We start from the raw sequence: 26,048 nt of genomic DNA, 5'->3' as shown, positions 1-26,048 counted from the left end.
AGCCGGGTGTCTGAGGGGTTCAAGCGTTTGGCGAAATAGCGGTCACGGACTTACGCGACAGGCGTTCGACAACCATCGATTCCTCTTCCTCGTCTTGCGGCGCGCCCCAGAATTCGGCGAGCGTCGGGCCATTTTTCAGGCGGCGGTCGCGGACCAGAAAGCCCCAGACTTCGCGGAACCAGACGCGGCGGCCCATTTTGGTGTACCAGCGCATCGAATGCCGTTGCTCCGGATCCTTGTGGAACAGGATACGCGCCAAGGCCTTGGGCCGCGACTGCACGGCCAGCTCGATCAGCTTGACGGCCAAGAACAACATCCACGGTTTGAGGCGGGTCATCTGCAGCACCTGGTGCTTGTAGTCCCACAGACGGGCATCCAGCTGGATCACCTTGCGGTCCCTGGCAATCCTGAAGAATGGCGTCCAGCGATGCGGCGTCACATAGAGCGCCTGGATCTGGTCGGGATCATAAGCGATCAGCTGGCGGAAGCCGCGCCAGAGGTCGCGAAAGCTTTCGTCCTCGAAACCGGCCACCCACGTTGCCATCGACAGAATGCCGTTGAGGCGCAGCAGCCGTATCGCCTCGCGGTCGGATGAGGTGCTGCCGCCCTTGCGGATCAACTGGAGCGTCTGCTCGTCGGTATTTTCCATGCCAAGAAGCCAGCGGATGACGCCGGCCTTGCGATAGAGGTGCAGGCTGCCGGCGTCGCGGACGATGTCGTCGGCGCGGGTGGAGCCGACGATCAGCACCGGCACGTTCTCAGCGATCATCGCATCGAGAAAGGCGCGCCAGGCTTTTTTGGACGAGGTCGGGTTCTCGTCGGCAAGGTTGATCAGCTCGACGCCGTGCTCGCGGTATAGCCAGGCAATCTCCCGCGCGAACTTCACGGGGTCGCGGTGCCGCCAGCGCGTCCAGAAGCCGCGCTGGCCGCAATAGTTGCACAGATGCGGACAGCCTCGCGAGAACTGCATGACCACCGCGCGCTTGCCGCCCCAATAGCTGTAGCGACTGAAGTCGATCAGTTCCCAGCCGATGCGGTAGTCGTCGAGGTTGGCGATCGTTCCTGCGGGGCAGGTTGCAAAGGGCCGGCGCAAATCGTCAGGAAAGGCGATCCCCGCCACGTCCGACAGCGGCTTGCGTTTTTCAAGAGCCTCGACTAGCGCGACGATGATCGCCTCGCCCTCGCCGCGCACGATGACGTCGAAGGCATCCGTTTCGGCCAGTATGTCGCGCCAATGATAGGTCGGAAACACGCCGCCATAGACCAGGATTGTCGCCGGCTCGATGTGCTTGACCATGCCGGCGATCAGCAGGGCTGTCGGATGTGCAGAGGTCGAGCCGGAATGGCCGATCAGAATGCAGTCGGGATGGTCGCTCAAGGCGTCCCGGACCAGCGTGGCAAGCGGCATCGGCCCGAATTCGGCGTCCACAAGCCGCACTTGATGTCCTGCGTCGATCAGTGGACCGCCCAGTGCCAGCAAACCGAGAGGCGGCAGATGGTCGTCCGGCACACGGCTGCCGATGGCGGTATGCGGCGGGTTGATCAGGACGATTTTCATGGCGGGCCTTATGCTATGGCGGTCCGCATGTCGTAGTCGGCGATCTAGCTCTGGAGATTGGCCAGCTTCAGCAGTTTTTGTGCAGCTTTCCCGCAGAACTACCTATCGTCTGAGATGTGCAAGCGGGACATGGCCGGGCCCCTTGATGTTCTGCAGCACAAGCTGGGTGTGGACGTCGCGCACACCTTCGAGCCGCATCAGCCGGTGCATGACGAAGGCATTGAGCTCGTCGACCGATGGCACCATGACATGCAGCAGGAAATCATGGTCGCCGGTCATGGTCCAGCATGAGGACACCTCGTCCATGCGCTGGACCGCGGCGATGAAGCTCTCGGGCGAGCCGTCGCTGTGGCTGGTCAGGCGCACCTGGATGAACACCTCGACCATCAGCCCGACGGCGCGACGGCTGAGCACCGCGGCGAAGCGCTTGATGATGCCCGCCTGCTGAAGAGCCTCGAAGCGCCGCGCGCAAGGTGTCGTCGACAGGCCGATCTGCTGCGCCAGTTCCGATACCGGCTTGCGCCCGTCGCGCTGCAGGATGTCGAGCATCTTGATCTCGAATTCGTCAAACTGAGGCATTTTCACTCTCCCAAAGCTTGATCGTGGAGTCTTTTACCTCCAACCCCGCATTTGAGCCACCATCAAAGCTGATTTGCCTCGCGCGATCCGGCTAAAATTGCCGACAATTCGCTGATCATGATTTCCAGGGAGAGCAGCCATGACCATGAACGTTGCCGATTATGCCCGCGAATGCGCGGCGCGAGGCCTCCGCGGCGATTACTCGGTCTGCCGTGCCGATTTCACCGTGGCGCAGGGCTACAATTATAGCGACGAAGAGCAGGCGGTATGGCGCACACTGTGCGACCGCCAGACGAAGCTGACCAGGAAGCTCGCCCACCATTCCTATCTCGATGGCGTTGCGGCGCTCGGCCTTCTCGACAAGATCCCGGATTTCGGTGAAGTCAGCGAGAAGCTGCGCAAGCTCACAGGCTGGGAGATCGTCGCCGTGCCGGGGCTCATCCCCGCCCAGCCCTTCTTCGACCACCTCGCCAACCGCCGGTTCCCGGTCACCAACTGGCTGCGAACGCAAAAGGAGCTCGACTACATCGTCGAGCCCGACATGTTCCACGATTTCTTCGGTCACGTGCCGATCCTGACGCAGCCGGTCTTTGCCGACTTCATGCAGATGTATGGCAAAAAGGCCGATAGCGTGATTGCGCTCGGCGGCGACGAGATGATCACCAGGCTTTACTGGTACACCGTCGAATACGGGCTGATACGCGAGCCGGGCCAGCCGCTGAAGGCTTTCGGCGCCGGGCTGATGTCATCCTTCACGGAGCTTCAGTTCGCGGTCGAAGGCCGCGAGGCGCACCACGTCCCCTTCGACCTGGAAACCGTAATGCGCACCGGCTACGAGATCGACAAGTTCCAGCGTGCCTATTTCGTGCTGCCGTCGTTCGACGCCCTGCGTGATGCTTTCGAGACCGCCGATCTTGCGGCGATCGTGGCGCGCCGCAAAGGCGAGCCGGCGCTCGACCCGGCAAAGGTCTGAAAGGTTAGTTCTTGTTCGCGACCGCCAAGGCTCAGGCGGCTTCGGAAATATCGCGGTCGATGATCGACAGATTGCGGCCGCGATGCTTGGCCTCGTAAAGCCGCTGGTCGGCGGCGCGCATCAGCTCCGACACTGCGGCGTCCCTGCCGCAGGTGATGCCGCCAATACTGACTGTCAGCGGAACCGTTCGTTCGTCGACGGGCCGGAAACGGATACGCTCGACTTCACGCCGGATGCGCTCGGCAACGCACCTGGCCTCGGGTTCGGTGGCACCAATCAGAAGGGCGCAGAATTCCTCACCGCCGATGCGCCCAAGCAGGTCGCCGGTGCGCACGCCACGCTCTATCGCGTTTGCAATCAGGAGCAACGCATCGTCGCCGATCAGATGGCCGTAGCTGTCGTTGATGATCTTGAAATGGTCGGCATCGATGATCAGCAATGCCCCGCGATCGAATTTACGCCGGGAGCCATCGAGCGCGGCAAAGAAGCTTTCGCGGTTGAGCATGCCGGTCATGTCGTCGCGCCTCGCCTTTTCCGCCAAGCGCCTGTGCGCGGCGGCGAGTTGGGCATGGGCGCGGGCGAGCTCGCGATGCGCGGTCTGCAACCTTTCGCCCTGCCAGAACGTATAGGCGCCGACGCCCCAGGCAAGAGCCAGCGGGCAGACGGTGGATGTCAGCCAGATGGTGCGATTGATCGGAAAACCCATTGCCGGCACGACGATCAGCGTCAGCAAAAGCGAGACCGCGACAGAGGCGAAAGCGATGGCGGCAGACTTTAGAAATATGCGATTCATCGCTTGCTCCCACTGGTCCGTCTTGGTCACAGCAAGCGCTGAATGTCACCTTTCGGCGATGCTTAAGATTTTAACTATGGCGCCATTTTTCACCACCCAGGGCGCGCATAGGTTGTGGATAAACCTCCTGTTAGAAAGATCGTTTCGTGCCATAAGGACGGTATGACCACACTTCCCGACCCCGCCCGCTTTGCCCATGTCACCGACTGGGTGTTCGATCTCGACAACACGCTTTATCCGCACCATTCGAATCTGTTCTCGCAGATCGATGTGAAGATGACCGCCTACGTCGGAGAATTGCTGACGCTGCCGCGCGAGGAAGCACGCAAGCTGCAAAAGGAGCTCTACCGCGAATACGGCACGACGCTGAACGGATTGATGACGCGCCACGGCATCGACCCCGATGATTTTCTCGAGAAGGTCCACGACATCGATTATTCCTGGCTGGTTCCAGATCCCGTCCTCGGCACCGCCATACGCCAGCTTCCCGGCCGTAAATTCATCTTCACCAACGGGGATCGCCGGCATGCCGAACGCACCGCGCGGCAACTAGGCATTCTCGAGCATTTCGACGATATTTTCGATATCGTCGCAGCCGGACTGAAACCCAAGCCGGCGCGGCAATCCTACGAGAAATTTGCCGAACTCCACGCCGTTACCGGGCAAAATGCGGTGATGTTCGAGGATCTCGCCCGCAACCTGTCGGTACCGAAATCGCTGGGCATGACCACGGTGCTGGTGGTGCCGCGCAATTTCGAGCCGACCTTCTCGGAAATCTGGGAACGCGACCCGGCCAACGAGGACGATGTGGACTTCGTCACCGACGATCTCGCCGGCTTTCTCACGGCGATCGTCGAAGTCCCCGCTTGAGGCAGCCGGCGCGCTTCAAGTCCCTGCTTGCATGTCAAAGTTTATAGAAGCGGCTAACGATCCCCCAGGCCTCGTCGGCGGTGTCGACGAAATCGATGATATCCTGATCGCCGGGCGTGATCGTGCCTTGCTCGGCGAGGAAATCGAGGTCGATCGCCTTTGCCCAGAAAGCCTTGCCGAACAGAATGACCGGCACGCGTTCCATGCGGCCCGTTTGGATCAGGGTCAGCGTTTCGAAGAACTCGTCCATCGTGCCGAAGCCGCCGGGAAATACCGCAACGGCCTTGGCACGCATGACGAAATGCATCTTGCGGACCGCGAAATAGTGGAAGTTGAAGCAGAGTTCCGGCGTCACGTAGGCGTTTGGCGCCTGCTCGTGCGGCAGCACGATGTTGAGACCGATCGACGGCGCGCCAACATCGTCGGCGCCGCGATTGCCGGCCTCCATGACGCCGGGCCCGCCGCCGGTCACCACGACGAATTCGCGATAATACGAGGTGGCCGACTGCTGTGAGCAGAGGCGGGCGAATTTGCGCGCCTCCTCATAGTATTTGCTGTTTTGCTCGAGGTTCTTCTTCTGCGTCTCGTTCTTGGCCGCCCAGGCTTCGCCGCCGGGCTCGGGAATGCGGGCGCCGCCGAACAGGATGACGGTCGATTGGATGCCGCGCTCGGCCAGGATCATCTCCGGTTTCAGCAGTTCGAGCTGCAGCCTGACCGCGCGCAACTCGCGCCGCGTCATGAAATCGGGATCGTTCCAGGCCAGCCGATATGTCTCCGCGCGCGTTTGCGGCGTGTCCGGCACGCTTCTCGACCGCTCCAGATCCTCGTCCGAATGCGGCAGCGGCGTCCATCCCGCCTTTTCCATGGGAGTCATATTTGCTTTACCCGTCCAATCATTCACTTGCGCCGTCCCGTGACGCTGCCGCGATTGACCCTCCCCAAGCCTTCACATAGGGTCCGCGCGACTTTCAAACAGGTTAAGGCGCCGGCCCTTAACAGCTTGGTAATGGAGCGAATTCATGTCGAAGCCCGATCTCGCGAGCCTCGAGGAGATTATCGAGAACGCCTTCGAGGAACGCGACACGATTTCGACCGCAACCCGCGGCGAGACGCGCGAGGCCATCCAATCGGCGCTCGACCTGCTCGACCGGGGCGTCGCCCGCGTCGCCGAGCGGCAGGCCGACGGCAAATGGCACGTGAACCAGTGGCTGAAGAAAGCGGTGCTGCTGTCCTTCCGGCTCACCCCGATGGAGATCATAAAGGGCGGTCCCGGTCAGGCGGTATGGTGGGACAAGGTGCCTTCGAAGTTCGACGGCTGGAGCGCCGTCGATTTTGAGAAGGCGGGCTTCCGCGCCGTGCCGTCGTCGATCGTGCGCCGCTCCGCCTATGTCGCGCCCGGCGCCGTGCTGATGCCGTCCTTCGTCAATGTCGGCGCCTATGTCGACAGCGGCACCATGGTCGACACCTGGGCTTCGGTCGGCTCCTGTGCCCAGATCGGCAAGAATGTGCATCTGTCGGGCGGCGTCGGCATCGGCGGCGTTCTGGAGCCGATGCAGGCGGGTCCGACCATCATCGAGGACAATTGCTTCATCGGCGCCCGTTCCGAAGTGGTCGAAGGCTGCATCGTGCGCGAGGGCTCGGTGCTCGGCATGGGCGTCTTCATCGGCCAGTCGACCAAGATCGTCGACCGCGCCACCGGCGAGATCTTCTACGGCGAGGTGCCGCCTAATTCCGTCGTCGTCGCCGGCTCGCTGCCGGGCAAGCCTTTTCCAAACAACGAGCCCGGCCCCAGCCTCTACTGCGCCGTCATCGTCAAGCGGGTCGACGCCAGGACCCGTTCCAAGACCTCGATCAACGAATTGCTGCGCGATTGATCTTTCTCAACGAATACGGACGGAATTCGCTTGCCTGACAGATCAGACCTCATCTGGCTTTTCTTCAAAGCTTCGGGCCGCGTCAGCCGCGCGGCCTATTTTCTTGGAGGACTGCTGGTGGCCATCATACAGGCCTTCCCGCTCTACCGTTTCACGCTGGTGCCGGAAGGCACCACCGAGAGCAACATGTGGTCGTTTATTTTCTTCATCGCCTTCATTGCCTCGCTTTGGTCGAACGTGGTGCTGGCGGTGAAGCGGTTGCACGACCTCGACAAGCCGGGCGTTGCGGCGCTGGTGCTGTTCGTGCCGGTTGTCTCGATCATCGCTTTCCTCGTGCTTTGCCTGTTTCCGGGGCGACCCGGCCCTAACCGCTACGGCAAGCGCACCAACGCACCGGCCGAACCCTGAGCGCCGATCGGACATTTCGTCATGCGTTACCGCTCGCTTGATTCGAAACTGATCCTCGAAACCGCCGAAAGGCTGGAAGAGCGCGTCGCCGAGCGCTTTCCCGATGCAGGCTTGCGCGGCGTCGCCGCCGAGCTCGTGTCGCTGTCGCGCGATCTGGCACGGGCAGCCAAGGCGCTGGAGGCGCCGATCTGGTGGCTGCGCGGCCTCATCATCGCCGCCTTCGTCGTCGGGGCGCTGATGTTCCTGTTCGTCGGCACAATCCTGCCGCTTGGCCGCATTTCGGGAAACCACGATGCCTTCCAGTCGGTGCAAGGTATCGAAGCCTCCCTCAACATGATCATCCTCGCCGTGCTGGGCTTCCTGGCCCTGATCCGCTCCGAGGAGCGGATCAAGCGCAAGCGGGTGTTTCGCCAGCTCCACGGGCTGCGGTCGCTGATCCACGTCATCGACATGCACCAGCTGACCAAGGATCCGGCAGCACTTTCAGCCAGTTTCAAGCCGACCGCGCATTCGCCAGCCCGCATCACCAACGCCGCCGACCTTGCCCGCTATCTCGACTATTGCTCCGAAATGCTGTCGATCACCGGCAAGATCGCCGCGCTGTTCGCGCAATCGGTGAATGACGCCGTGGTCATCGACGGCGTCAATGACATCGAGAACCTGGCTTCGAACCTGTCGCGAAAGATCTGGCAGAAGATCACGCTGATCGAAACCCCTCATGGGCAGCCGGCACGCGCGGCGAAGACCGATCCCGAGCCGGGTCCGCCGCGTCAGCCTGCGGTCCGCAAACGACCGGGGCCGGCAAGCTAGAACCCGCGAGCCGGCCGCAGATCCGCGAGAGCGGCAGAGCGGGGAGTTCCGAAACGCCGGTTTTGCGCCGGATGCTCTAAGCGAATGTTAATCACCCTCGCCCAGCATGCCGGCGAAGACTGTGTCGACCGGCACGGAGCGCTCGACTGGCAAGCGACCTATCCCTGACCACCAAGGAGCCGCGCAAAACGTGGAGCGCCGGCGCTCGCCTGTTTGCCTGGTTTTCTTCGCCGATGAGATTGGAACCGGAAGCCGTCCGCGCCCGGCTGCTCGACACCACTTTCGACCGCAAATTCGCGGTCCTGTTCGGCACCATCAGCGTTCTGTTGGTTGCGGTCAGCGCCGCATTTGCCACCGGGGATTGGTGGCCCTGCGCCTGGATCGCAGCCGACCTGATGCTTTTCACCGTCCGTGTTCTGCTGATGCGGGAATGCGAGCAGGCCCGCAGGCGCGGCTCGAAAGGGCCGCTGGCGGGCCTGATGGCAGCCAGCGGTATCTGGTCGGTTGTTTTCGGCCTCGGCTGCTATGGCTGTGTTGCCAGCGGGAATATGGCGCTTTCCGTACTTGCCGCCTTGAATGTCGCAGGCGTCGTCGGAGTGGTGTCGTCACGCAATGCGGCGACCCCGCGCTTCGCCATATTCGTCATGTTGGCCGTAAGTCTGCCTTACGTGGTCGGTGCATTGTTTTCTGCGGCGCCCGGAATGCCGATCGTCGGAATTCAAACGCCGTTCTATGTGGCCGGCGTCATCATCGTGCTGCTTCAGAACCACGCAATCAACGCCCGCATGATCCGCGCCGAACTGGACAATCGCGACCTGGCGATCAAGGACGCACTGACCGGTCTGCCAAACCGCATCTTCCTGCAGGAGAAATTGCGCGACATGTGCCGCGACCTTGCGGCACCGGCCGCCAATGGCGGCAAGCCGTTTGCAGTGCTCAGCATGGATCTCGACGGCTTCAAACAGGTCAACGACCGTTTTGGCCACGCCGTCGGCGACGTGCTGCTGTGCAAGGTGGCCGAACGATTGAAGCGCGGCTTCCGGCCGGGGGACGTGGTCTTCCGCATCGGCGGCGATGAATTTGTCATCCTTTTGCCCGCAACCTCGGAGATCGAGGCCACCTACCTGGCAAAGCGGGCCATCGAAAAGGTCTCGGTGCCTTTCGACCTCGGGGTCGGTTCCGCTATCCATGTCGGCTTGAGCGTCGGCAGCGCCTTCGCACCCGCCGACGGCGGCGATCCGGAAATCCTGCTCACCTGTTCCGACCATGCGCTCTACGAAGCCAAGCGCACCGGCAAGGGCCGTTACTGGGCGCCTGTGCGGGCTACGATCTGACTGTCGCAGCGACGGCTTCCGGCGTCAGGCAGGGCGATCCGCGCCTCTCCTGCTCGGCCGCGCGCACCAGCCCGGCCATGTCTTGCGTCGCGCCGCTCTTGACCGTTACCAGGATGACATCGGCACCGGGCAATGCTGCGGCCGGATCGGTCGTGACCGACAATGCCTCCGGCTTGACCGAACGGTCGCGGCCATCAGGGTCGGTGATGCGCAATCCACCTTTTTGCAGGGCCTGCTCGATGCGCGGCCGCGCCAGCAGAACCACCTTCCGCCCGGCAAGTATCAGGCACCCGCCTGCGTAGCAGCCGATACTGCCGGCACCGGCGATTACGATCGTCTTGCCGTGCGTGACCATGCGATGGCCCTGTCCTGGTCGAGAAGCCTTGCCGCAATTATACGACATGAAACCATAATGTCGGCGGCATGGCTGGCCCTTATGTCTGGCCGTGACAGGCCTTGCGCTTTCGACTATCGCTTTTGCCCATGACGCTGCCTACTGATCCGACCAGAAATCTGGCTGCTCTCATTCGCTGCGCTTCCGTGACGCCCGCCGAAGGCGGTGCCTTGAGCGCGCTGGAAGAAATGTTGAAGCCGCTCGGCTTTGCCGTCGAGCGCCCGGTGTTTTCCGAATCCGGCACACCGGACATAGTGAACCTTTACGCGCGGCGTTCCGGCAACGGCCCGCATCTGATGTTTGCCGGCCATACCGATGTGGTGCCGGTGGGCGATGAAACAGCCTGGACGCACCCGCCCTTTGCCGCCGACATCGCCAATGGCGAGATGTTTGGCCGCGGCGCTGTCGACATGAAGGGCGGCATTGCTTGTTTCGTCGCGGCGGTGGCGCGACACATCGCGCAGAAGGGCGGCCCGAAGGGATCGGTCTCGCTGCTGATAACCGGCGATGAGGAAGGTCCGGCGATCAACGGCACGACGAAACTGCTCGAATGGGCGGCTGCCAAGGGCGAGAAATGGCATGCTGCGATCGTCGGCGAGCCGACCAATCCCGACGCGCTCGGCGATATGATCAAGATCGGCCGGCGCGGCTCGCTGTCGGGCACGGTCGTCGTCAACGGCCGCCAGGGACACGCCGCCTATCCGCAGCTAGCCGACAATCCCGTGCGCGGCCTGGTGACGCTGGTCGACGCCTTGCTTCACCCCGTCTTCGACAACGGAACAAGGGATTTCCAGCCGACCAATCTTGAGGTCACTTCCATCGATGTCGGCAACCCTGCCACCAACGTCATCCCGGCGAAGGCGGCGGCTACCTTCAATATCCGCTTCAACGACACATGGACTGCCGAGACGATCCAGGCCGAGATCCACAACCGCCTCGACCGGGCGGCGAAACGCAAGAAATACCGCGCCGGCAAGAAGACGCCGGTCGACTACGAGATCGTCTGGCGCGACAGGCCGAGCCATGTTTTCCTGACACGCGACGACAGGTTGATCGAAACGCTTGGCGGCTCGATCAAGGCGGTGACCGGCAGGAAGCCGGCGCTCTCCACCTCCGGCGGCACCTCCGATGCCCGCTTCATCAAGGATTATTGTCCGGTCGTCGAATTCGGACTGGTCGGCAAGACCATGCACATGGTCGACGAACGCGTGGCGATTGCCGACCTCGAGACGCTGACGCAGATTTATCTGCGCTTCGTTGAAGACTGGTTTGCGCAGGACATATCCTAGTGATGCTTTCAGCGGATGAAACCTACGCTTCGCTTGCCGGTGCCTGGCGGCTGATGCTCGGCAAGGCCGACGGATTTCGCCTGCTCGACCTTTCGGCGGACGGTTTCTGGAACTCCTTTTTTGCCATCGTCGTCGCGGCGCCGGCACTGATCGTCGGCTGGGTCGGTATTGCCAACGAGATCGGCGACCCCAACGCATTCGTCGGCCGTTTCAGCATGTTGATCCGCCTGGCCACCGTCGATATCGGCGCCTGGGTGCTGCCGCTCATCGGCCTCGCCCTGGTGGCGCCGCGGGTCGGCGTCGGCGGTCGTTTCGTCCATTATGTCGTCGCCAGCAACTGGGCCTCGGCGATCATCGCCTGGATGATGCTGCCATCGGCGTTGATCCGGCTCTTCCTGACGTCGGCCAACGAAGTCTCCGGACTGGTGTCGCTGCTGTTGTTCGCGCTGTCGATGGTATTGACCTGGCGGATGACCAACGTCGCGATCGGCAGGGGCGCGGCTGTCGGCAGCGCTGTTTTTGCCGGTATGTTCGTGGCGTCGCTGATCGTCCTGTTCGGCTTGCAGGCGCTGCTCGGGATCAGCGTTCCGGATCAGCCAGGCGTCGGATAATCGACGCCGACGAGAAACAGCCCGTCGGGCGGCGCCACCTGGCCGCAGGCCGCACGGTCGCGCGCCTCGAGCGCCGCCTTGAGGTCGGCAATGGTCCAGCCGCCTTCGCCGACACGTTTGAGCGAGCCGACCATCGAGCGCACCTGGTTGTGCAGGAATGACCGCGCCGAAGCGCGGATTTCGATGAAATCGCCCGCCCGGCTGACATCCAGCCGGTCGAGCGTGCGGACCGGGCTGGTGGCCTGGCACTGGGTCGAGCGGAAGGTGGTGAAATCATGCCGGCCAAGCAGCACCTTTGCCGCTTCGTGCATGGCAGCCGCATCGAGCTGCTTCGGTACCCACCAGATCCTGCCCCTGTCGAGCGCCGCCGGCGCGCGGCGGTTGACGATGCGGTAGAGGTAATGGCGGCCGATCGCCGAGAAACGCGCATCGAAGCCATCCGGCACGACGGCGGCCTTCAGTATGGCGATGCGCACCTTGGCCGCCTGCAGATGCGCGTTGACGGCGTCGCGCACCTTGTCGCCGGGCCATGCCTTGATCAGATCGACATGCGCCACCTGAGCGGTCGCATGGACGCCGGCATCGGTGCGGCCGGCGGCGCGCAGCGAAACCTGCTCACCACAGAACTTCTCGATCGCCTGCTCGATCGCCTGCTGCACCGAAGGCTGGTTGGCCTGGCGCTGCCAGCCGGCGAAGAGACTGCCGTCATATTCGATGTCGAGGCGAAAACGCGGCATTCCCGGATCGAGGCGAAATCAGGCGGCGAGGGCTGAGCCGAAGGCCGAGGCGTAGACCAGCCTGCCGGTCTCCGGCGCCTCGCCCCAGGCAAGCGCCTGCAGAGCCTCGCTCTGGTAGTCGCTCTCGAATTTTGCTGCACGGGCGCGGCTGTAACCGAAACGGCCATAGTAAGCCGGATCGCCGAGCACCACGGCGAGCGTCTCGCCGGCAGCCTTCAGGCGGATATGCGCCTCGCGGACCAGCGCACCGCCGACGCCGGTGCCATGGAACGACGGCTCGACCGCCAAAGGAGCCAAAGCCACCGCCGGGAAGCTCTTGCCGCCATTCTGAACGAAAAGCCGTGAAAACAGGATATGGCCGACCACTTGCCCGTCTTCGTCCGCCACCAGTTCGACGACGGCATCACCGCCGGTGACCAGCGCGTCGACCAGTCCGGCCTCCGTCTGCTGGCCGAATGCGTGTTCTTCGACAAGGCGGATCGCCTCGCGGTCCCGCGGCGTCGCCGCGCGTATAGACATCATGCTCATGACAATTTCATTCCTTTTTCGAGCTTGGCCCCGCGCAGAAACTCCTGCGCGGCAATGGGCCTTCCGCCCGCACGTTGAACTTCGACCAGACTGATCGCGCCTGACCCGCAGGCGACCGTCAGCCGGTCATCGAGAATTCCTCCCGGTTCGCCGGCGCCTTGCGAGAGCGTCGAGCGAAGCAGTTTCAGCCGTTCCACGCGGCCGCCGATTTCGGCCTCGCACCATGCACCGGGAAAGGGCGACAGGCCGCGAATCTGATTGTGCACGTCGCCGGCAGGTCGCAGCCAGTCTATGCGAGTCTCCGATTTATCGATTTTCTTGGCGTAGGTCACCCCCACCTCCGCCTGTGTGGTAAATGTCAGCGTATCCCGCTCCAGCCGTTCGAGCGCTTGCACCATCAGCGCAGCACCGAGAACCATCAGCCGGTCGTGCAGATCGCCGGCCGTCATGTTGGGTCCAATGGCGCATTTTTCAACCATTGCCACCGGCCCGGTGTCGAGGCCTTCCTCCATCCGCATCACCATCATGCCCGTCTCGGTATCGCCGGCCATGATGGCGCGCTGGATAGGGGCAGCGCCGCGCCAGCGCGGCAACAGCGATGCGTGGCCATTGAGGCAACCGCGCCGCGGCGCCTCGAGAATGGGTTTGGGCAGAAGCAGCCCGTAGGCGACGACCACGGCCACATCGGCGCGCAAGGCGCGGAACGCCTCCTGCTCCGTCTCGCTCTTCAGCGACACCGGCGTCCGCACCTCGACGTCCAGCCGCTCCGCCTCGCGCTGCACCGGCGACGGCGTCAGCTCAAGCCCGCGCCGGCCGCCGGCGCGCGGCGGCTGCGTGTAGACGGCTGCCAGTTCATGCCCGGCCCCGGCAATCGCCCGCAAGGTCGGAACGGAGAATTCTGGCGTACCCATGAAGACGACACGCAGGGGCATTCGTCGACCCCTATCCCACCATCTTGCCCGGCGCCTTGTCCCTGGCGAGCTTTTTGAACTTCTTGACCACCATGTCGCGCTTCAGTTTTGAGATGTGATCGATGAACAGCACGCCGTTGAGATGGTCGATTTCATGCTGCAGGCAGGTCGCCATCAGTCCCTCGGCCTCGATCTCCTGCAGCTTGCCGTCGCGATCGAGATATTTCACCCGCACCGCGGCGGGGCGCTCGACTTCGGCATAGTAATCGGGGATCGACAGGCAGCCTTCCTCGTAGACCGAACGCTGGTCGGAGCTTTCGAGGACTTCGGGATTGATGAAGACATGCGGCGCTGGCGTCTCGTCCTCTTTGGCGAGGTCGATCACCAGCATGCGCAAGGGTTCGCCGACCTGAATCGCCGCGAGGCCGATGCCGGGCGCGTCATACATGGTGTCCAGCATGTCGCCGGCCAGTTTGCGCAAATCGCCGTCGACACGCTCGACCGGTTTTGAAACCTGACGCAGGACGGGATCGGGGAGGATGATAAGCGGCTTGATCGACATGGCGTCTCACCTAAGACCTCGCAGGAAAAGCGTCAACCGGGACGCCTTCGGGTCGTTCACGTTTTGATCTGTGCCGGCAGACCGAATCATCTATGCTGTTGGCATGAACGATCTGGCCACCATCCTGTCCGAACCTGTCGCCCGCCTCGGCGCCACCACGATCACGCTGGGCCATGCCCTGGGTTTCGGCGCAATGCTGTTCCTCGGACTGTTCATGGCGCTCGTCGTTGCGCTCTGGCGATCAGCCAAGGCGCGTGCAATGGCGGCCGCCGAAGCCGCCGACCACGCCCGCGATGCCGAGGCGAGGATGGCCGGCATCTTGGCAAGCCAGGCGGAAATGCAGGGCCGCATGGGCGCCATCGCCGAAGTGTTCGGGGCGCGCCAGGCGGAACTGACACAGTCGATCGGCCAGCGCCTCGATGCCATGACCGGCCGCTTGGGCCAGACCATGACCGAGCAGACGAGATCGACGCATGAGAGCCTCGCCAAGCTGCAGGAACGGCTGGCGGTTATCGATATCGCGCAAGGCAACATCCAGTCGCTGGCCGGCCAGGTCGTGCAATTGCAGGCGATCCTTTCCAACAAGCAAACGCGCGGGGCCTTCGGCCAGTCGCGCATGGAAGCCATCGTCGCCGACGGATTGCCGCACGGCGCCTATGAATTCCAGGCGACCTTGTCGAATGGCAGCCGGCCCGACTGCCTGGTGAAGATGCCGAACGGCGCACCGTCGCTTGCCATCGATGCAAAGTTTCCGCTCGAGGCCTGGAATGCCATCCGGGCCGCCGAAGGCGCCGACCTGCAGAAGTCCGCCGCTCAGGCTTTCCGCCGCGACATCGAGGTGCATGTCCGCGATATTTCCGAAAAATACCTGATCCAAGGCGAAACGCAGGATACCGCCTTCATGTTCGTGCCTTCGGAATCGGTATTCGCCGAAATCCATGAGAATTTCGAGGCCGTTGTCCAAAAGGCGCATCGCTCGCGGATCGTCATCGTCTCGCCGTCGCTTCTGATGCTGTCGATCCAGGTCATCCAGGCAATCCTCAAGGATGCCCGTATGCGCGAGCAGGCGCACCTGATCCAGGGCGAGGTCATCCGGCTGATGGAAGACGTCTCTCGGCTCGACGAGCGGGTACGCAAATTGCAGACGCATTTCGGCCAATCGGCCAAGGATATCGACGACATCCTGGTCTCGACATCGAAGGTGACCAGGCGCGGACAAAAGATCGAGGCGCTGGAGTTTGGCGTGCAGCCGGCAGAGGACACCTCTTCGAACGGCGGCGGAGCAAAAGCGGAAAGCAGCCCGCGTGTTGCCGACTCGAAAACCGGGCAATTGAGGCTGAGGGTCGTCGAAGGCGACGATTGAGAGCTATGCCGGAACCGGAGCCGAGCGCTTCGCCCGGGTCCGGCGCTACTGCTCCTCGATGATGGTTGTGCCTTCGAATTCCGGCAGCCAATGCAGCGCCGAGCGGTACCAGATCTGCTTTCTCGGCACCAGTTGATCGCGCTGCCGTGCCGTGCCGACCCTGATACCGTAAACCTTCGGTCCCTCGCCCGCCGACGTGGCGTAGAGATGCGAGCCGCACTCACCGCAAAATGCCTGGGCACGCTTGGCGCCGCTCGAACCGGTCTTGATGTAGATTTTCGGCGTACCCTTGGTGATCCTGTAATTGTCCTCGGACGCCGGCACGGTGACGCGAAAGGCCGTTCCGGTCAGCTTCTGACAATCGATGCAGTGACAAATGGTGGTCTTTTCCGGATCGACTTCGGCCTCGTAAGTGATGGCGCCGCAATGACACCCGCCGTCGATTTTCATCTTCGTTCCTCCTGGAGCTTTTGCCCGCAATCATAACCGGGACTGCCCGATGGCGCAGCCATTTTCCTCAGACCGGTTCCCCTCCGGACGCCGCCAAGGCCTTGCTCCGGCGTTCCCAGGTGCCGGTGGTCTGCGGCTTGACGAAGAGCCGCGTCACCTCCGGCATCTCCGCCTTCAGTCGCGTCTCAAGGCGCTCGACGCAGGTCTCTATCGCGGGCGCCGACAAATGGTCCTCGAACTCGATGCTTAGAGCGGCGACGATCTCCTGCGGACCCATATGCAGCGTCAGCACGCCATTTGCCCGCTGCACCGCCGGGTCCTGCTGGACGATGGCCAGCACTTTCATTTGCACCTCGGGCGAGGCCGGCTCGCCGAGCAGCAGGCTCTTGCTTTCGCGCGCCAGGAAGACCGCGGTCGCGCCCAGGATGAGCGCGATGCCGATCGACGCGGCGCCGTCGAGCTTCGGCATGTCCAGCAATTCCGCCGCCAATATGCCGGCAAAGGCGACAACGAGGCCGAGAAGTGCCGCGCTGTCCTCGAAGAGTACGGTGTAGACACTCGGATCCTTGCTGAGCTGCACCGCCTCGAGCCAGCCGTGGCTGCCTTTTTGGTGGCGGAATTCCTTCAGCGCCACCAGCCAAGAGGTGCCTTCGAAGAGGAAGGAAAGGCCAAGGACAGCGTAGTTCACCTTGGCCTTGGCGATCGGCTCCGGCGTCATGATGTGCGTCACGCCTTCGTAGAACGATATGCCGGCGCCCAGTGCAAAGACGAGGAGCGCAACGATGAAGCTCCAGAAGTACAGCTCGCGGCCATGGCCTAGCGGATGCGTGCGGTCGGCCGGCCGGGCGGCACGGTGCATGCCGTAAAGCAGCAGGCTGCCATTACCGGTATCGACGAGCGAGTGGACGCCTTCCGAGAGCATTGCCGAGCTGCCCGTGAACAACGCAGCGGCGAATTTGGTCAGTGCGATCGCAAGATTGCCGGCGAGCGCCGCATAGATCACTTTTTTCGACCCGCCATGCGCCGCCATGGTGCGCTGCCTTGGTTGATGCACCGAGATTGGCGAAGCGCCCGCCCACGCTCCACAGTCCCCACAACGCCCGAAGTGTCGGGTTGTTCACAAGGTCAGTTGTTCAAAAGGGCGCCGCGGGGCTATTCGACGACCTCGTCCGTCCAGACCTTGAAGCCAGCCAGCGCGCCCGGCCCGAAAATGTGGGTCAGCGGCACATCGGCGGCATCGCGTCCGGAGGCAATCAGGATACGGCCGATGCGCGGTGCGTTGTTGCGCGGATCGAAAGCGTGCCAGCGGCCGCCGAGATAGACCTCCATCCAGGCGGCGAAATCCATGTCCGACCACGGCTTTGGCAGGCCGATATCACTGATATAGCCGGTGCAGTAGCGGGTCGGAATATTCAGGGCGCGGCAGAAGGCAACAGCCAGGTGAGCAAAGTCGCGGCATACACCACTCTGCTCGCGATAGGCTTCGGCGGCGGTGCGTGTCGGGCGTGCATTGAAATAGTTGAAGACGATGTGGTTATGGACAAAGTCGCAGACCGCCTGGACGCGCGGAATGCCGAGCGGGGTGCTGCCGAACAGCCGCCACGCTTCATTCGACAGCACGTCGCTCTCGCAATAACGGCTGGGCAGCAGGAACAGCAGCGTCTCCGACGGCAGATCGCGCACCTCGTGCTGCCACGCCGTCAGCTCGCGCGTCTCGAAGGAGCCGGGGTCGCGGATGATCGCGTCGGTGCCGAACGCAAAGCGCCCGGCCGGTGCAACGAGACGGTTGCACCAATTGCCGAAACTGTCGCGGTAGCTTTCGATCGGCACCGGCGGGTTCGACGTCAGGAAGTCCGGCCGCTCAAGATCGGATGCGCGCGAATAATGGACATTTAGCATCGCGATCAGCGGTGTTTCCTGCGGGAAATCGAAACTCATCTGGTAACCGATGTGGATCCGCATTGTCGTCCTGACCGGCCTGCCTGATCATCAGCTGGCGAAACGCAAGGGCTGATGCTGCAGTGCGAAGAAGACCATGGCATGGACCGCTGCGGTTTACGAGGGAATTAGAAACCGGTTAACAGCCATCGGCCAGGGCGACTGCACGGCAACGGCCTCTTGCAGTCGAGCGTTTTCTCTTGTTTCACTTCGCTAGGCATCAACTGGAGGAACGAATCATGGCTAAGGGTGCGATGAAGGCGGGCAAGGAAGCCCGCAAGCCGAAGAAGGACGCGAAGAAACCCGCTCCGGCGCCGGCCCTGAAGGCACCGCCGGTGAAGGCGATGAAGCTGAAGGACAAGTAGGGCCGCAGCTACCGTTTCGGCTCATTTCGACCGGCCGCGAACGCGGCCGGTATGATGTTCATTAAGCTCACGCTCATCCCCATGGATGCGGCGAAGATAGTTTTTGCGCCTTCAAGAAATCGGCCGGAAGCCATCGAAACGGAGCGTTCCGATGTCGTGGATTTTCCTATTCCTCGCCGGCCTGTTCGAGATCGGCTGGGCGATCGGCCTCAAATACACCGACGGATTCTCGAAGCCGCTGCCTACCGTCCTGACGGTAGCTTCGATGATCGTCAGCCTGACCCTGCTCGGCCTGGCGCTGAAGGCATTGCCGGTCGGCACCGCTTATGCGGTGTGGACCGGCATCGGCACCGTCGGCACGGCGCTGTTGGGGATATGGCTGCTCGGGGAACCGGCGACGGCGATCAGGCTGGCCTGCATCGCGCTCATCGTCTGCGGCATCATGGGACTGAAGCTCGCGGCTTAGCCGATTCTGACAGACGAACGCGTTCGGGGCCGCTGCAAGGCGGCCCTGAGTCTTGAATTCGGCTGATCAGCGCCGGAAGGCGCTATCGGGCGGAGAAGCCGGGCGGCGTCCTGCCGGTGCGCTGCTTGCGCGCGGCATAGCGCGCGTCACGCTTGGCCTTGCGTTCAGCCTCGTCGGCAAGAAAACGGGCGATGCGCTCGTTCTCTTCAGCTTCCCGGATCTTCGCTTCGGCCTGAGCGGCTTCTTCCGCGGCGATGCGTGCCGCTTCAGCAGCTGCCTCGCGCTCGGCCTTTTCTGCTGCTTCGCGCGCCAGCTTTTCCTGCTTCAGCCTGGCCTTTTCGGTCTCGCGTATCGCGCGGGCCTCGAGGATCGCCTTGCGCTCGGCCTGTCGTGCCAGCACCGCTGGATCGTCTGCCGCCGGCTTCGCCTTGAAGCGCTCCAGAAGCGCCTTCTTTGCCTCGTTTGCGGCATTGCGCCGCTCGAAAACGTCTTTTTCTCTATAGATAGCCAAGTCCACTTCCCTGAAGTCAATTTGCGAGGCTTACATACGCGTGAAAACCGAGAGTTCAAGCGCCAAAACGGTATGCCAGCTATGAAATTCTGATCTGTTGCAACCAGGAGACGCCTTTTCGATTGAATTCGACTGAATGGCACCCGCACTGTTCACCATCCGGGCCTCTGGCGGGGCGGCGGACTGATCGCTACCTGTAGCGCCACGACAAAACGCTGGGATGACACACTATGGAACTCGGTCTCTACACCTTCGCCGACGTCAGCCCGGGACCGGGTCCCGGTGCGATCGGTGCGCGCGAGCGGCTGCGCAACCTGATCGAGGAGATCGAGCTGGCCGACCAGGTCGGGCTGGACGTCTTTGGTCTCGGCGAGCACCACCGTCCCGACTATGCTGCCTCGGCTCCGGTGGTGGCACTGGCGGCGGCCGCCGAACGAACCAGGCGCATAAGGCTGACCAGCGCCGTCACCGTGTTGTCGTCCGACGATCCGGTGCGCGTCTTCCAGCAGTTTGCCACCCTTGATCTTCTATCCGGCGGCCGGGCCGAGATCATGGCCGGGCGCGGCTCGTTCATCGAATCCTTTCCGCTGTTCGGCTACAATCTCGAAGACTACGACGAGCTCTTCGCCGAGAAGCTCGACCTGCTGCTCGCCATCCGCGATCATGTCAAGGTGACCTGGTCGGGCACTCTGCGCGCGCCGATCAACGATCGCGGCGTCTATCCCCGGCCCTTGCAGGAAAAATTGCCGATCTGGATCGCCGTCGGTGGAACACCGCAATCCGTCGCCCGCGCGGGCGTGCTTGGGTTGCCGCTGGCGCTGGCGATCATCGGCGGCGAGCCGGCGCGGTTCGCACCGCTGTTCGACATCTACAGGGATGCAGCCAGGCGGGCCGGCAACGATCCGGCGAGCCTTGCCACCAGCCTCAACGTGCACGGTTTCATCGCCGAGAGCACGGACCAGGCAGCCGACGATTTTTACGGGCCGCAGGCCGAGGTGATGAACCGCATCGGCCGCGAGCGCGGCTGGGGGCCGACATCGCGGGCGCATTTCGACCAATCGCGCGGCCCGAACGGCGCGCTGTTCGTCGGCAATCCGGAACAGGTGGCCGAGAAGATCATTGCCCAGCACAGGATATTTGGCAACGACCGCTTCCTGCTGCAAATGGCGATCGGCACCATGCCGCACGCCAAGGTCCTGAAGGCCATCGAACTCTACGGCACCAAGGTGGCGCCGATCGTGCGCCGGGAAACGGCGAAGGCCGTCCCTGCCGTGGCGGCGCCGGTTGCCTGATTCACCGGCAAGGCCGCGAGGCGGCCTTGCCGGTGACGCCGGCTAACGGAACCTTGAAGCCACAGAGGCGTTTTTCGCCAACGGTCTGCACCAATCGCGGTGTACCGCCGAGGGTCAGAATGAAAGCCGAACCCGCCGCTTCGGGCGCAAGCGCTGCCGAAAGCCCGGATCCGCGCGTCGAGGCACGGGCGGATGCGCATCTGATGCGTTCGCTGCTCGTCGGCATCTTCATCCTCATGGCGATCTACGCGCTTTACTTCGCCCGCGCCTTCTTCATGCCGGTCATTCTGGCTTTCCTGCTGGCGCTGACGCTGACGCCGATCGTTCGCTTCCTGCGCAAGCATGGCATGCCCGATGTCATTTCGGCGACACTGCTGGTGCTGCTTTCGTTCTGCCTCGTCGCCGTCGCGGGATATCTGCTCAGCGGCCCGGTCATCGATCTCATCAACAACACTTCGACGATCGGCCAGCAGCTTACCGAACGTCTGGCACAACTGCGCCGTCCGCTCGAAAGGATCGTGGAGATTTCGCGCCAGATCGAGGGCCTGACCCAGACATCCCAGGAGCCGGGCGTTCAGAGGGTGGCCATGGCGCCATCCGGTATTCTCTCGCAGGCCGCCGGCAATGTGCTGTCGGCCGGCGCCAGCGTCACCATCGTCTTCGTCCTGTCGCTGTTCCTGCTCGCCTCGGGCACGATGTTCTATGAAAAGATCATCCAGTCCTTCCCCAGTCTCAGCGAAAAGAAGCGGGCGCTGCGCGTCGTCTACGACGTAGAACGTGAAATCTCCCACTATCTGCTTACCGTCACGGTCATCAACACATGTCTCGGCGTGGTCATCGGGATCGGCCTGTGGGCGCTCGGCGTGCCCAACGCCCAGGTCTGGGGCGCGGCAGCGGCTCTGCTCAATTTCCTGCCCTATATCGGGGCGCTGACCACCATCACGCTGGTCACGATCATCGCGCTGATCAGCTTCGACACGATTTCCTACGCGCTGCTGGCGCCGGCCTTCGTCCTTATGTGCGATGTCGTCGAAGGCCAGTTCGTGACGCCGACGGTGGTCGGCCGCCGTCTCGAGATCAACGCCGTGGCGATCCTCATCGCCATCGCCTTCTGGTCGTGGCTATGGGGTTTCGTCGGCGCGCTGCTGGCGGTGCCGCTGCTGGTCGTCATCAAGGTGTTCTGCGATCATTTCGACGGTCTCAGTCATGTCGGCAATTTCCTGGCGGCGCAGCACACGGCGGTGGCTGAAGAAGAACTCATCGAGGACAGCACTGCAGCGCAAACCGACGCGCGGCGTTTGCGGCGCCCGGATTGAATGCCTATATCGAGCCGGTCAAAGCTCGGACTCCCTTCCATGACCGATATCTCCTTCGACATCGATGCCTATTTCGCCCGCATCGGATACACCGGCTCGAGGGACGCTTCGCTGGAAACGCTGAAGTCGCTCCATCTCTTGCACCCGCAGGCAATCCCGTTCGAAAATCTCGATCCGTTTCTAGGCCACCCGGTTCGTCTCGATCTTGCCTCGCTGCAGGAAAAGATCGTCGCGCGGCATCGCGGCGGCTATTGCTTCGAGCACAATCTCATTTTCATGCATGTGCTGAAGGCGCTTGGCTTCGCCGTCACCGGCCTTGCAGCACGCGTTCTTTGGGGCCAGCCCGATGATGCCATAACTGCACGCAGCCATATGTTGCTGCGTGTCGAACTCGACGGCCGAACCTACATTGCCGACGTCGGCTTCGGCGGGCTGACGCTGACAGCACCGCTCCTGCTTCGACCGGGTCTCGAGCAGAAGACCCCACATGAGACATTCCGCATGATTGAGACAGGCGATCATTTTCGCCTGCAGGCCAATGTCGGCGGCGACTGGCGTACGATGTACCGCTTCGACATGCAGCAGAACTACGAGGTGGACTATTCGGTCAGCAACTATTTCCTGTCGACCCACCCAACCTCACACTTCCTTTCCTCCGTAATCGCGGCACGGGCCTTGCCGGACCGCCGCTATGCGCTCCGCAACAACCGGCTGTCGACACATCACCTCGGCGGCGGTACCGAGCAGGTGGAGATAGCGACAGCCGCCGAACTCGCCGACGTGCTGGAAGGCCTCGAAATCGCCATTCCCGACCGTGCAGCCTTCGAGGCCATGGCGCGACAGAAGAAAATCCTGGAGGCTTAAGACGCCATGACCGCTCTTTCCGTTCTCGACCTGTCGCCGATCGTCGAAGGAAGCAACGCTTCCCAGTCACTCGCCAATTCGCTCGACCTTGCGCGCCATGCCGAGCGGCTGGGTTACCGGCGCTACTGGCTGGCTGAGCATCACAACATGCCGGGCATCGCCAGCGCCGCCACCTCCGTCGTCATTGCCCATGTCGCCGGAGGTACCCGTACAATACGCGTCGGCGCCGGCGGCATCATGCTGCCCAATCATTCGCCGCTGGTCATCGCCGAGCAGTTCGGCACGCTCAACGCTTTGCATCCCGGCCGCATCGATCTCGGCCTCGGCCGCGCGCCCGGCACCGACATGGCCACGGCACGAGCGCTGCGCCGCAACCTCGACGCTGGCGCCGACAATTTCCCGCAGGACGTCGTCGAGCTGATCGGTTACTTCCAGCCAGCCGAAGACGGCCGCCGCATCCGCGCGGTGCCGGGCGAAGGCGAAAAGGTGCCGATCTGGATCCTGGGCTCCAGCCTCTACGGCGCGCAGCTTGCCGCCATGCTCGGCCTGCCCTACGCCTTCGCTTCGCATTTTGCGCCGGCCGAGCTCGACCATGCGCTGGAGATCTACCGCTCGCGTTTCCAGCCTTCGGAGCAGCTCGATAAGCCCTATGTGATGCTCGGCCTCAACGTCTTCGCCGCTCCTTCCGATGCACAGGCGCGGCTGTTGTTCACCTCGTTGCAGCAGGCCTTCGTCAACCTGCGCACCGGCCGGCCCGGCCGACTGCCGCCGCCGGTCGAAGGATATGAGCGCGACCTCGATCCGATGGCCAAGACCATGCTCGGACAGGCGCTTTCCTGCGCTGTCGTCGGCTCTCCCGAAACGGTCAGGCAAGGCATCGAGGCATTCGTGGGCCGCACCGGCGCCGACGAACTGATGGTCACGGCGCAGATTTTCGACCATGCGGCGCGGGTGCGCTCGTTCGAGATCCTGGCCGACGCTCACAAATCGCTGTCGGAAGCTGCCTGAGAGTTGGTTCGCCACTTGGCACTGTTTGCGGGCAAGGCCGGCCTTAGGCAGGGAACATCGCGAACAGGTGTGCGAAGACATCGCGAACACTTCGCGCGTTTTACGCGGAGGTTTTCGATCCGTCATGCTCGTCCGTTGGACGGAAACGCGGCGTCTACTAAATGACGATCACCTTGGTGCCGATTGTGGCGCGGTTATAGAGATCGATGATGTCCTGATTCATGAGGCGGATGCAGCCAGCCGACACAGCTTTGCCGATGGACCACCATTCAGGGCTACCGTGCAGCCGATATCCGGTGTCGCCTTTCTCGTTGAAAAGATAGAGCGCCCGCGCCCCGAGCGGATTCATGAGTCCGCCCTCCATATGAGCCGGTATGATGCGGCCTCGCTTCTGCTCGCGCACGATCATCGCAGACGGCGCGCTCCAATCCGGCCATTCGCGCTTCCTCGCAACGTGAGCAGTGCCATGCCACTCGAAGCCCGCCTTGCCAACGCCGATTCCGTAGCGCAGCGCCTGACCGTCTCCCAACACGTAGTAGAGGAACTTCGCTCCTGTATCGACAATGATGGTGCCAGGCGCCTCTTCAGTCGCATAAGGCACTGTCTGCCGATGGAACTTCTGGTCAACCTTGTAGATCGGAACCGGCGGAACGCGAAAACCGGCATCGGTGAGGCCGCCATAGGCCGAGGGGGAAGTCTTTAATGCGCCGCCGGTGGTGCAGCCGAAGAGTGCGACCATCCCAGCAAGTACCAGCCCGATTAGGATCGATTTCACGCACATGGCTCAAGCCGGCGCCCGTGTGGGCGATCAGCCGCATCTCGTCATATTCCTAATCCGACATGCTTCGATTGCCAAGATTTTCCTGCTTGTCGGCGGGCTGATTGTTGGCCACTTGGCTCGATCGGCGCCGCGTCCTTCAATTGCTCGGTTTTTCGAACGACGAACGCCCGTAGCGGCTGCGAAGGGCCGGGGTCGGCAGGACAGAGGGAGCGCTGTCCGTCCGGCATTACAAAGTTTCTGGACAGAGCCCACGCGCTACGCGCTGACGCTCTGCGCGTTTGCACCTAGCGGACGGCATGAATTGCGGATCATCAAGCGTCCTTTGAGCGTCAGCTTGCGCGGCGGCGCATCCCTGTTTCCGGCGAGCCGGTCGAGCAGCAGATTGGCCGCCTGTTCGCCAATCGCCTGCACCGGCTGTGCGACCGTTGTCAATTGCGGCCGGAACACATCCGACCACGGAAAATCGTCGAAACAGGCGACCGAAATATCCTCCGGACAGGACAGGCCGATATCGCGAATGGCCTTCATGGTGCCGATCACCATCGGGTTGTTGGCCGAAAAGATGGCGCTCGGCCGGTCGTGCAGCGAAAGCAGCTGCATGGTGGCGTTGTAGCCGTCGACTTCATGGAAGTTGCCGAAGCGGACGAGCTCGGCCTCGGCCGGCAGGCCGGCGGCCTGGAGGGCCTCGCGATATCCCGCCATGCGGTCATGCATCGGCGAGATATCGAAAGAGCCGGAGATGTAGCCGATGCGCCGATGGCCGAGATCGATCAAATAGTTGATGGCGTCGAACACCGCGCGCTGATTGTCGAGAACGACGGCATCGGTGTCGACACCCTGGCAAATACGGTCGAGCAGCACGACCGGCACATTGGCGTCGTCGACAATCCGTTTGAGGATCGCGCCGTCGCCGACACGCGCGACGATCAGCCCGTCGACCATCCGGTCGAGCAGCAGCCTGATCTGGTCGTCCTGGGTGTTCAGGTGCTCGTCGGTGCAGCACAGCATGACGGCGTAGCCGGCCCTGTCGAAAGCCTGCTGGATGACCGAAACCACATCGGTAAAGAACGGATTGGTGATGTGGGGGACGGTGAGCCCGATGGTGCGTGTGGTGCCCATCTTGAGGCTGCGGGCGATGGCATTGCGCTTGTAGCCGATGTCGCGGATCGCCTGTTCGATGCGCTGGCTGAGCTCGGGGCTGACGGTCGCGGTGCCGTTGATCAGCGCCGATACGGTGGCCACGGAAACACGCGCGGCCTCGGCCACATGAAGCATGGTCGGAGCAGTGAATTTGCGCTGCTTTTTTCGTCCTGACGCTGTCATTTTCGAAACGTTTCACCACTCCACGGCAGCAATACCTACGGAATCTTATGATTTTGCGCAAGAATTGAAATGGAACAATCGTAGGCTCCAGATATTGCCTTGACATGATCGAAACGTTTAGATTAGCGTTTGAGGTGTTC

At 62.7% G+C, this 26,048-nt stretch carries 30 protein-coding genes; 15 read left to right on the top strand and 15 right to left on the bottom strand.

Going from position 1 to position 26,048, the window contains the following annotated elements; genetic code table 11:
• Nucleotides 1–19 precede the first annotated feature (19 nt).
• Both bchE and NKI19_RS14675 read right to left on the bottom strand, forming a co-directional pair.
• Nucleotides 20–1,558 carry a magnesium-protoporphyrin IX monomethyl ester anaerobic oxidative cyclase gene (bchE, locus tag NKI19_RS14680; RefSeq protein ID WP_352490523.1) on the bottom strand — a complete coding sequence of 513 codons (1,539 nt, stop codon included), beginning with the start codon at nt 1,556–1,558 and terminating at the stop codon, nt 20–22.
• A 102-nt stretch (nt 1,559–1,660) separates the two neighbouring features.
• Nucleotides 1,661–2,137: an Lrp/AsnC family transcriptional regulator gene (locus tag NKI19_RS14675; RefSeq protein ID WP_292655879.1), complete on the bottom strand. Its 477-nt coding sequence runs from the start codon at nt 2,135–2,137 to the stop codon at nt 1,661–1,663.
• A gap of 139 nt (nt 2,138–2,276) precedes the next feature.
• Here NKI19_RS14675 and phhA point away from each other — a divergent pair, with 139 nt between their 5' ends.
• Complete coding sequence (gene phhA, locus NKI19_RS14670; protein ID WP_352490524.1) at nt 2,277–3,110, top strand: phenylalanine 4-monooxygenase; 834 nt, start codon at nt 2,277–2,279, stop codon at nt 3,108–3,110.
• A 31-nt stretch (nt 3,111–3,141) separates the two neighbouring features.
• Here phhA and NKI19_RS14665 read toward each other — a convergent pair whose 3' ends face one another.
• On the bottom strand, nt 3,142–3,903 hold the full coding sequence (locus tag NKI19_RS14665) for a GGDEF domain-containing protein (RefSeq protein WP_352490525.1): 762 nt from the start codon (nt 3,901–3,903) through the stop codon (nt 3,142–3,144).
• Between the two features lie 162 nt (nt 3,904–4,065).
• On the opposite strand from NKI19_RS14665, the gene NKI19_RS14660 reads away from it, so the two are divergent.
• Nucleotides 4,066–4,773, top strand: a complete 708-nt coding sequence (locus NKI19_RS14660) for a pyrimidine 5'-nucleotidase (protein ID WP_352490526.1) — start codon at nt 4,066–4,068, stop codon at nt 4,771–4,773.
• Between the two features lie 34 nt (nt 4,774–4,807).
• Here the strand turns inward: NKI19_RS14660 and NKI19_RS14655 are convergent, their stop codons facing one another.
• Nucleotides 4,808–5,647 (bottom strand): LOG family protein, encoded by an 840-nt coding sequence (locus NKI19_RS14655; RefSeq protein WP_352455976.1) that lies wholly within the window; start codon nt 5,645–5,647, stop codon nt 4,808–4,810.
• Nucleotides 5,648–5,792: 145 nt separating this feature from the next.
• Between NKI19_RS14655 and dapD the strand changes: the two genes are divergently transcribed.
• The 4 genes from dapD to NKI19_RS14635 all read left to right on the top strand — a co-directional run bounded on the left by dapD (nt 5,793) and on the right by NKI19_RS14635 (nt 9,199).
• Entirely contained in the window at nt 5,793–6,647 is an 855-nt protein-coding gene (gene dapD, locus NKI19_RS14650; RefSeq protein WP_023677474.1) for a 2,3,4,5-tetrahydropyridine-2,6-dicarboxylate N-succinyltransferase, read from the top strand.
• Between the two features lie 30 nt (nt 6,648–6,677).
• The gene (locus tag NKI19_RS14645; protein WP_352490527.1) at nt 6,678–7,055 is read left to right on the top strand and encodes a DUF805 domain-containing protein; all 378 of its coding nucleotides are present in this window, start codon (nt 6,678–6,680) and stop codon (nt 7,053–7,055) included.
• A 21-nt stretch (nt 7,056–7,076) separates the two neighbouring features.
• A complete protein-coding gene (locus tag NKI19_RS14640) occupies nt 7,077–7,865 on the top strand; it encodes a hypothetical protein (protein ID WP_352490528.1) in 789 nt (262 codons plus the stop codon).
• Between the two features lie 233 nt (nt 7,866–8,098).
• A complete protein-coding gene (locus NKI19_RS14635; RefSeq protein ID WP_352490529.1) occupies nt 8,099–9,199 on the top strand; it encodes a diguanylate cyclase domain-containing protein in 1,101 nt (366 codons plus the stop codon).
• Here the strand turns inward: NKI19_RS14635 and NKI19_RS14630 are convergent.
• Entirely contained in the window at nt 9,189–9,554 is a 366-nt protein-coding gene (locus NKI19_RS14630; RefSeq protein WP_352490530.1) for a 2-dehydropantoate 2-reductase N-terminal domain-containing protein, read from the bottom strand. The genes NKI19_RS14635 and NKI19_RS14630 overlap by 11 nt on opposite strands.
• 128 nt (nt 9,555–9,682) lie before the next feature.
• On the opposite strand from NKI19_RS14630, the gene dapE reads away from it, so the two are divergent.
• On the top strand, nt 9,683–10,882 hold the full coding sequence (dapE, locus tag NKI19_RS14625) for a succinyl-diaminopimelate desuccinylase (RefSeq protein ID WP_352490531.1): 1,200 nt from the start codon (nt 9,683–9,685) through the stop codon (nt 10,880–10,882).
• Nucleotides 10,883–10,884: 2 nt separating this feature from the next.
• Nucleotides 10,885–11,493 carry a transporter gene (locus tag NKI19_RS14620; RefSeq protein ID WP_254815875.1) on the top strand — a complete coding sequence of 203 codons (609 nt, stop codon included), beginning with the start codon at nt 10,885–10,887 and terminating at the stop codon, nt 11,491–11,493.
• On the opposite strand, the gene truA is transcribed toward NKI19_RS14620, so the two are convergent.
• Genes truA through def form a run of 4 tightly spaced genes read right to left on the bottom strand, consistent with a single transcriptional unit; the run spans nt 11,475 to nt 14,231 of the window.
• Nucleotides 11,475–12,230, bottom strand: a complete 756-nt coding sequence (gene truA / locus NKI19_RS14615) for a tRNA pseudouridine(38-40) synthase TruA (protein WP_352490532.1) — start codon at nt 12,228–12,230, stop codon at nt 11,475–11,477. The two genes, NKI19_RS14620 and truA, sit on opposite strands and share 19 nt — an antisense overlap.
• A gap of 18 nt (nt 12,231–12,248) precedes the next feature.
• Nucleotides 12,249–12,758, bottom strand: coding sequence for a GNAT family N-acetyltransferase (locus NKI19_RS14610; RefSeq protein ID WP_352490533.1), 510 nt, complete (start codon nt 12,756–12,758; stop codon nt 12,249–12,251).
• Nucleotides 12,755–13,684: a methionyl-tRNA formyltransferase gene (gene fmt / locus NKI19_RS14605; protein WP_352490573.1), complete on the bottom strand. Its 930-nt coding sequence runs from the start codon at nt 13,682–13,684 to the stop codon at nt 12,755–12,757. The genes NKI19_RS14610 and fmt overlap by 4 nt, the downstream gene beginning before the upstream one ends.
• Before the next feature lie 16 nt (nt 13,685–13,700).
• The gene (gene def / locus NKI19_RS14600; RefSeq protein ID WP_352490534.1) at nt 13,701–14,231 is read right to left on the bottom strand and encodes a peptide deformylase; all 531 of its coding nucleotides are present in this window, start codon (nt 14,229–14,231) and stop codon (nt 13,701–13,703) included.
• Between the two features lie 103 nt (nt 14,232–14,334).
• Between def and NKI19_RS14595 the strand changes: the two genes are divergently transcribed.
• Nucleotides 14,335–15,594: a DNA recombination protein RmuC gene (locus tag NKI19_RS14595; protein ID WP_352490535.1), complete on the top strand. Its 1,260-nt coding sequence runs from the start codon at nt 14,335–14,337 to the stop codon at nt 15,592–15,594.
• 45 nt (nt 15,595–15,639) lie between these two features.
• Here the strand turns inward: NKI19_RS14595 and NKI19_RS14590 are convergent, their stop codons facing one another.
• The 3 genes from NKI19_RS14590 to NKI19_RS14580 form a co-directional block, all read right to left on the bottom strand.
• A complete protein-coding gene (locus NKI19_RS14590; RefSeq protein WP_352490536.1) occupies nt 15,640–16,044 on the bottom strand; it encodes a GFA family protein in 405 nt (134 codons plus the stop codon).
• Between the two features lie 67 nt (nt 16,045–16,111).
• Nucleotides 16,112–17,074 (bottom strand): cation diffusion facilitator family transporter, encoded by a 963-nt coding sequence (locus tag NKI19_RS14585; protein ID WP_352565642.1) that lies wholly within the window; start codon nt 17,072–17,074, stop codon nt 16,112–16,114.
• A gap of 122 nt (nt 17,075–17,196) precedes the next feature.
• Nucleotides 17,197–18,006: a transglutaminase-like domain-containing protein gene (locus NKI19_RS14580; protein ID WP_352490538.1), complete on the bottom strand. Its 810-nt coding sequence runs from the start codon at nt 18,004–18,006 to the stop codon at nt 17,197–17,199.
• Nucleotides 18,007–18,221: 215 nt separating this feature from the next.
• On the opposite strand from NKI19_RS14580, the gene NKI19_RS14575 reads away from it, so the two are divergent.
• Nucleotides 18,222–18,347 carry a hypothetical protein gene (locus NKI19_RS14575; RefSeq protein ID WP_013528464.1) on the top strand — a complete coding sequence of 42 codons (126 nt, stop codon included), beginning with the start codon at nt 18,222–18,224 and terminating at the stop codon, nt 18,345–18,347.
• Nucleotides 18,348–18,498: 151 nt separating this feature from the next.
• On the top strand, nt 18,499–18,813 hold the full coding sequence (sugE, locus tag NKI19_RS14570; RefSeq protein ID WP_352490539.1) for a quaternary ammonium compound efflux SMR transporter SugE: 315 nt from the start codon (nt 18,499–18,501) through the stop codon (nt 18,811–18,813).
• Between the two features lie 82 nt (nt 18,814–18,895).
• Here sugE and NKI19_RS14565 read toward each other — a convergent pair whose 3' ends face one another.
• Nucleotides 18,896–19,324 carry a DUF6481 family protein gene (locus NKI19_RS14565; protein WP_352490540.1) on the bottom strand — a complete coding sequence of 143 codons (429 nt, stop codon included), beginning with the start codon at nt 19,322–19,324 and terminating at the stop codon, nt 18,896–18,898.
• A 230-nt stretch (nt 19,325–19,554) separates the two neighbouring features.
• Between NKI19_RS14565 and NKI19_RS14560 the strand changes: the two genes are divergently transcribed.
• The 4 genes from NKI19_RS14560 to NKI19_RS14545 all read left to right on the top strand — a co-directional run bounded on the left by NKI19_RS14560 (nt 19,555) and on the right by NKI19_RS14545 (nt 23,804).
• A complete protein-coding gene (locus NKI19_RS14560; protein WP_352565641.1) occupies nt 19,555–20,616 on the top strand; it encodes an LLM class flavin-dependent oxidoreductase in 1,062 nt (353 codons plus the stop codon).
• A gap of 119 nt (nt 20,617–20,735) precedes the next feature.
• Entirely contained in the window at nt 20,736–21,932 is a 1,197-nt protein-coding gene (locus NKI19_RS14555) for an AI-2E family transporter (protein WP_352490542.1), read from the top strand.
• Between the two features lie 39 nt (nt 21,933–21,971).
• Nucleotides 21,972–22,796: an arylamine N-acetyltransferase family protein gene (locus tag NKI19_RS14550; protein ID WP_352490543.1), complete on the top strand. Its 825-nt coding sequence runs from the start codon at nt 21,972–21,974 to the stop codon at nt 22,794–22,796.
• Nucleotides 22,797–22,802: 6 nt separating this feature from the next.
• Nucleotides 22,803–23,804, top strand: a complete 1,002-nt coding sequence (locus NKI19_RS14545) for an LLM class flavin-dependent oxidoreductase (protein ID WP_352490544.1) — start codon at nt 22,803–22,805, stop codon at nt 23,802–23,804.
• Nucleotides 23,805–23,961: 157 nt separating this feature from the next.
• On the opposite strand, the gene NKI19_RS14540 is transcribed toward NKI19_RS14545, so the two are convergent.
• Together NKI19_RS14540 and NKI19_RS14535 are read right to left on the bottom strand one after the other, a co-directional pair.
• The gene (locus NKI19_RS14540) at nt 23,962–24,585 is read right to left on the bottom strand and encodes a L,D-transpeptidase (protein WP_352490545.1); all 624 of its coding nucleotides are present in this window, start codon (nt 24,583–24,585) and stop codon (nt 23,962–23,964) included.
• Nucleotides 24,586–24,840: 255 nt separating this feature from the next.
• Nucleotides 24,841–25,860: a LacI family DNA-binding transcriptional regulator gene (locus NKI19_RS14535; RefSeq protein ID WP_352490574.1), complete on the bottom strand. Its 1,020-nt coding sequence runs from the start codon at nt 25,858–25,860 to the stop codon at nt 24,841–24,843.
• Nucleotides 25,861–26,048 lie beyond the last annotated feature (188 nt).

Origin of the sequence: Mesorhizobium sp. M0751, from assembly GCF_040320265.1 — a bacterium.
Classification (GTDB): Bacteria; Pseudomonadota; Alphaproteobacteria; order Rhizobiales; family Rhizobiaceae; genus Mesorhizobium.
This window is presented reverse-complemented; position numbering and strand designations above follow the sequence as displayed.

Excerpts from the sequence above, each read along its gene's own strand:
- bchE (WP_352490523.1), bottom strand. The coding sequence starts at position 1,558 with ATGAAAATCGTCCTGATCAACCCGCCGCATACCGCCATCGGCAGCCGT.
- NKI19_RS14675 (WP_292655879.1), bottom strand. The coding sequence starts at position 2,137 with ATGCCTCAGTTTGACGAATTCGAGATCAAGATGCTCGACATCCTGCAG.
- phhA (WP_352490524.1), top strand. The coding sequence starts at position 2,277 with ATGACCATGAACGTTGCCGATTATGCCCGCGAATGCGCGGCGCGAGGC.
- NKI19_RS14665 (WP_352490525.1), bottom strand. The coding sequence starts at position 3,903 with ATGAATCGCATATTTCTAAAGTCTGCCGCCATCGCTTTCGCCTCTGTC.
- NKI19_RS14660 (WP_352490526.1), top strand. The coding sequence starts at position 4,066 with ATGACCACACTTCCCGACCCCGCCCGCTTTGCCCATGTCACCGACTGG.
- NKI19_RS14655 (WP_352455976.1), bottom strand. The coding sequence starts at position 5,647 with ATGACTCCCATGGAAAAGGCGGGATGGACGCCGCTGCCGCATTCGGAC.
- dapD (WP_023677474.1), top strand. The coding sequence starts at position 5,793 with ATGTCGAAGCCCGATCTCGCGAGCCTCGAGGAGATTATCGAGAACGCC.
- NKI19_RS14640 (WP_352490528.1), top strand. The coding sequence starts at position 7,077 with ATGCGTTACCGCTCGCTTGATTCGAAACTGATCCTCGAAACCGCCGAA.
- NKI19_RS14635 (WP_352490529.1), top strand. The coding sequence starts at position 8,099 with ATGAGATTGGAACCGGAAGCCGTCCGCGCCCGGCTGCTCGACACCACT.
- NKI19_RS14630 (WP_352490530.1), bottom strand. The coding sequence starts at position 9,554 with ATGGTCACGCACGGCAAGACGATCGTAATCGCCGGTGCCGGCAGTATC.
- dapE (WP_352490531.1), top strand. The coding sequence starts at position 9,683 with ATGACGCTGCCTACTGATCCGACCAGAAATCTGGCTGCTCTCATTCGC.
- NKI19_RS14620 (WP_254815875.1), top strand. The coding sequence starts at position 10,885 with ATGCTTTCAGCGGATGAAACCTACGCTTCGCTTGCCGGTGCCTGGCGG.
- truA (WP_352490532.1), bottom strand. The coding sequence starts at position 12,230 with ATGCCGCGTTTTCGCCTCGACATCGAATATGACGGCAGTCTCTTCGCC.
- NKI19_RS14610 (WP_352490533.1), bottom strand. The coding sequence starts at position 12,758 with ATGAGCATGATGTCTATACGCGCGGCGACGCCGCGGGACCGCGAGGCG.
- def (WP_352490534.1), bottom strand. The coding sequence starts at position 14,231 with ATGTCGATCAAGCCGCTTATCATCCTCCCCGATCCCGTCCTGCGTCAG.
- NKI19_RS14595 (WP_352490535.1), top strand. The coding sequence starts at position 14,335 with ATGAACGATCTGGCCACCATCCTGTCCGAACCTGTCGCCCGCCTCGGC.
- NKI19_RS14590 (WP_352490536.1), bottom strand. The coding sequence starts at position 16,044 with ATGAAAATCGACGGCGGGTGTCATTGCGGCGCCATCACTTACGAGGCC.
- NKI19_RS14585 (WP_352565642.1), bottom strand. The coding sequence starts at position 17,074 with ATGGCGGCGCATGGCGGGTCGAAAAAAGTGATCTATGCGGCGCTCGCC.
- NKI19_RS14580 (WP_352490538.1), bottom strand. The coding sequence starts at position 18,006 with ATGCGGATCCACATCGGTTACCAGATGAGTTTCGATTTCCCGCAGGAA.
- NKI19_RS14575 (WP_013528464.1), top strand. The coding sequence starts at position 18,222 with ATGGCTAAGGGTGCGATGAAGGCGGGCAAGGAAGCCCGCAAGCCGAAG.
- sugE (WP_352490539.1), top strand. The coding sequence starts at position 18,499 with ATGTCGTGGATTTTCCTATTCCTCGCCGGCCTGTTCGAGATCGGCTGG.
- NKI19_RS14560 (WP_352565641.1), top strand. The coding sequence starts at position 19,555 with ATGGAACTCGGTCTCTACACCTTCGCCGACGTCAGCCCGGGACCGGGT.
- NKI19_RS14555 (WP_352490542.1), top strand. The coding sequence starts at position 20,736 with ATGAAAGCCGAACCCGCCGCTTCGGGCGCAAGCGCTGCCGAAAGCCCG.
- NKI19_RS14550 (WP_352490543.1), top strand. The coding sequence starts at position 21,972 with ATGACCGATATCTCCTTCGACATCGATGCCTATTTCGCCCGCATCGGA.
- NKI19_RS14545 (WP_352490544.1), top strand. The coding sequence starts at position 22,803 with ATGACCGCTCTTTCCGTTCTCGACCTGTCGCCGATCGTCGAAGGAAGC.
- NKI19_RS14540 (WP_352490545.1), bottom strand. The coding sequence starts at position 24,585 with ATGTGCGTGAAATCGATCCTAATCGGGCTGGTACTTGCTGGGATGGTC.
- NKI19_RS14535 (WP_352490574.1), bottom strand. The coding sequence starts at position 25,860 with ATGCTTCATGTGGCCGAGGCCGCGCGTGTTTCCGTGGCCACCGTATCG.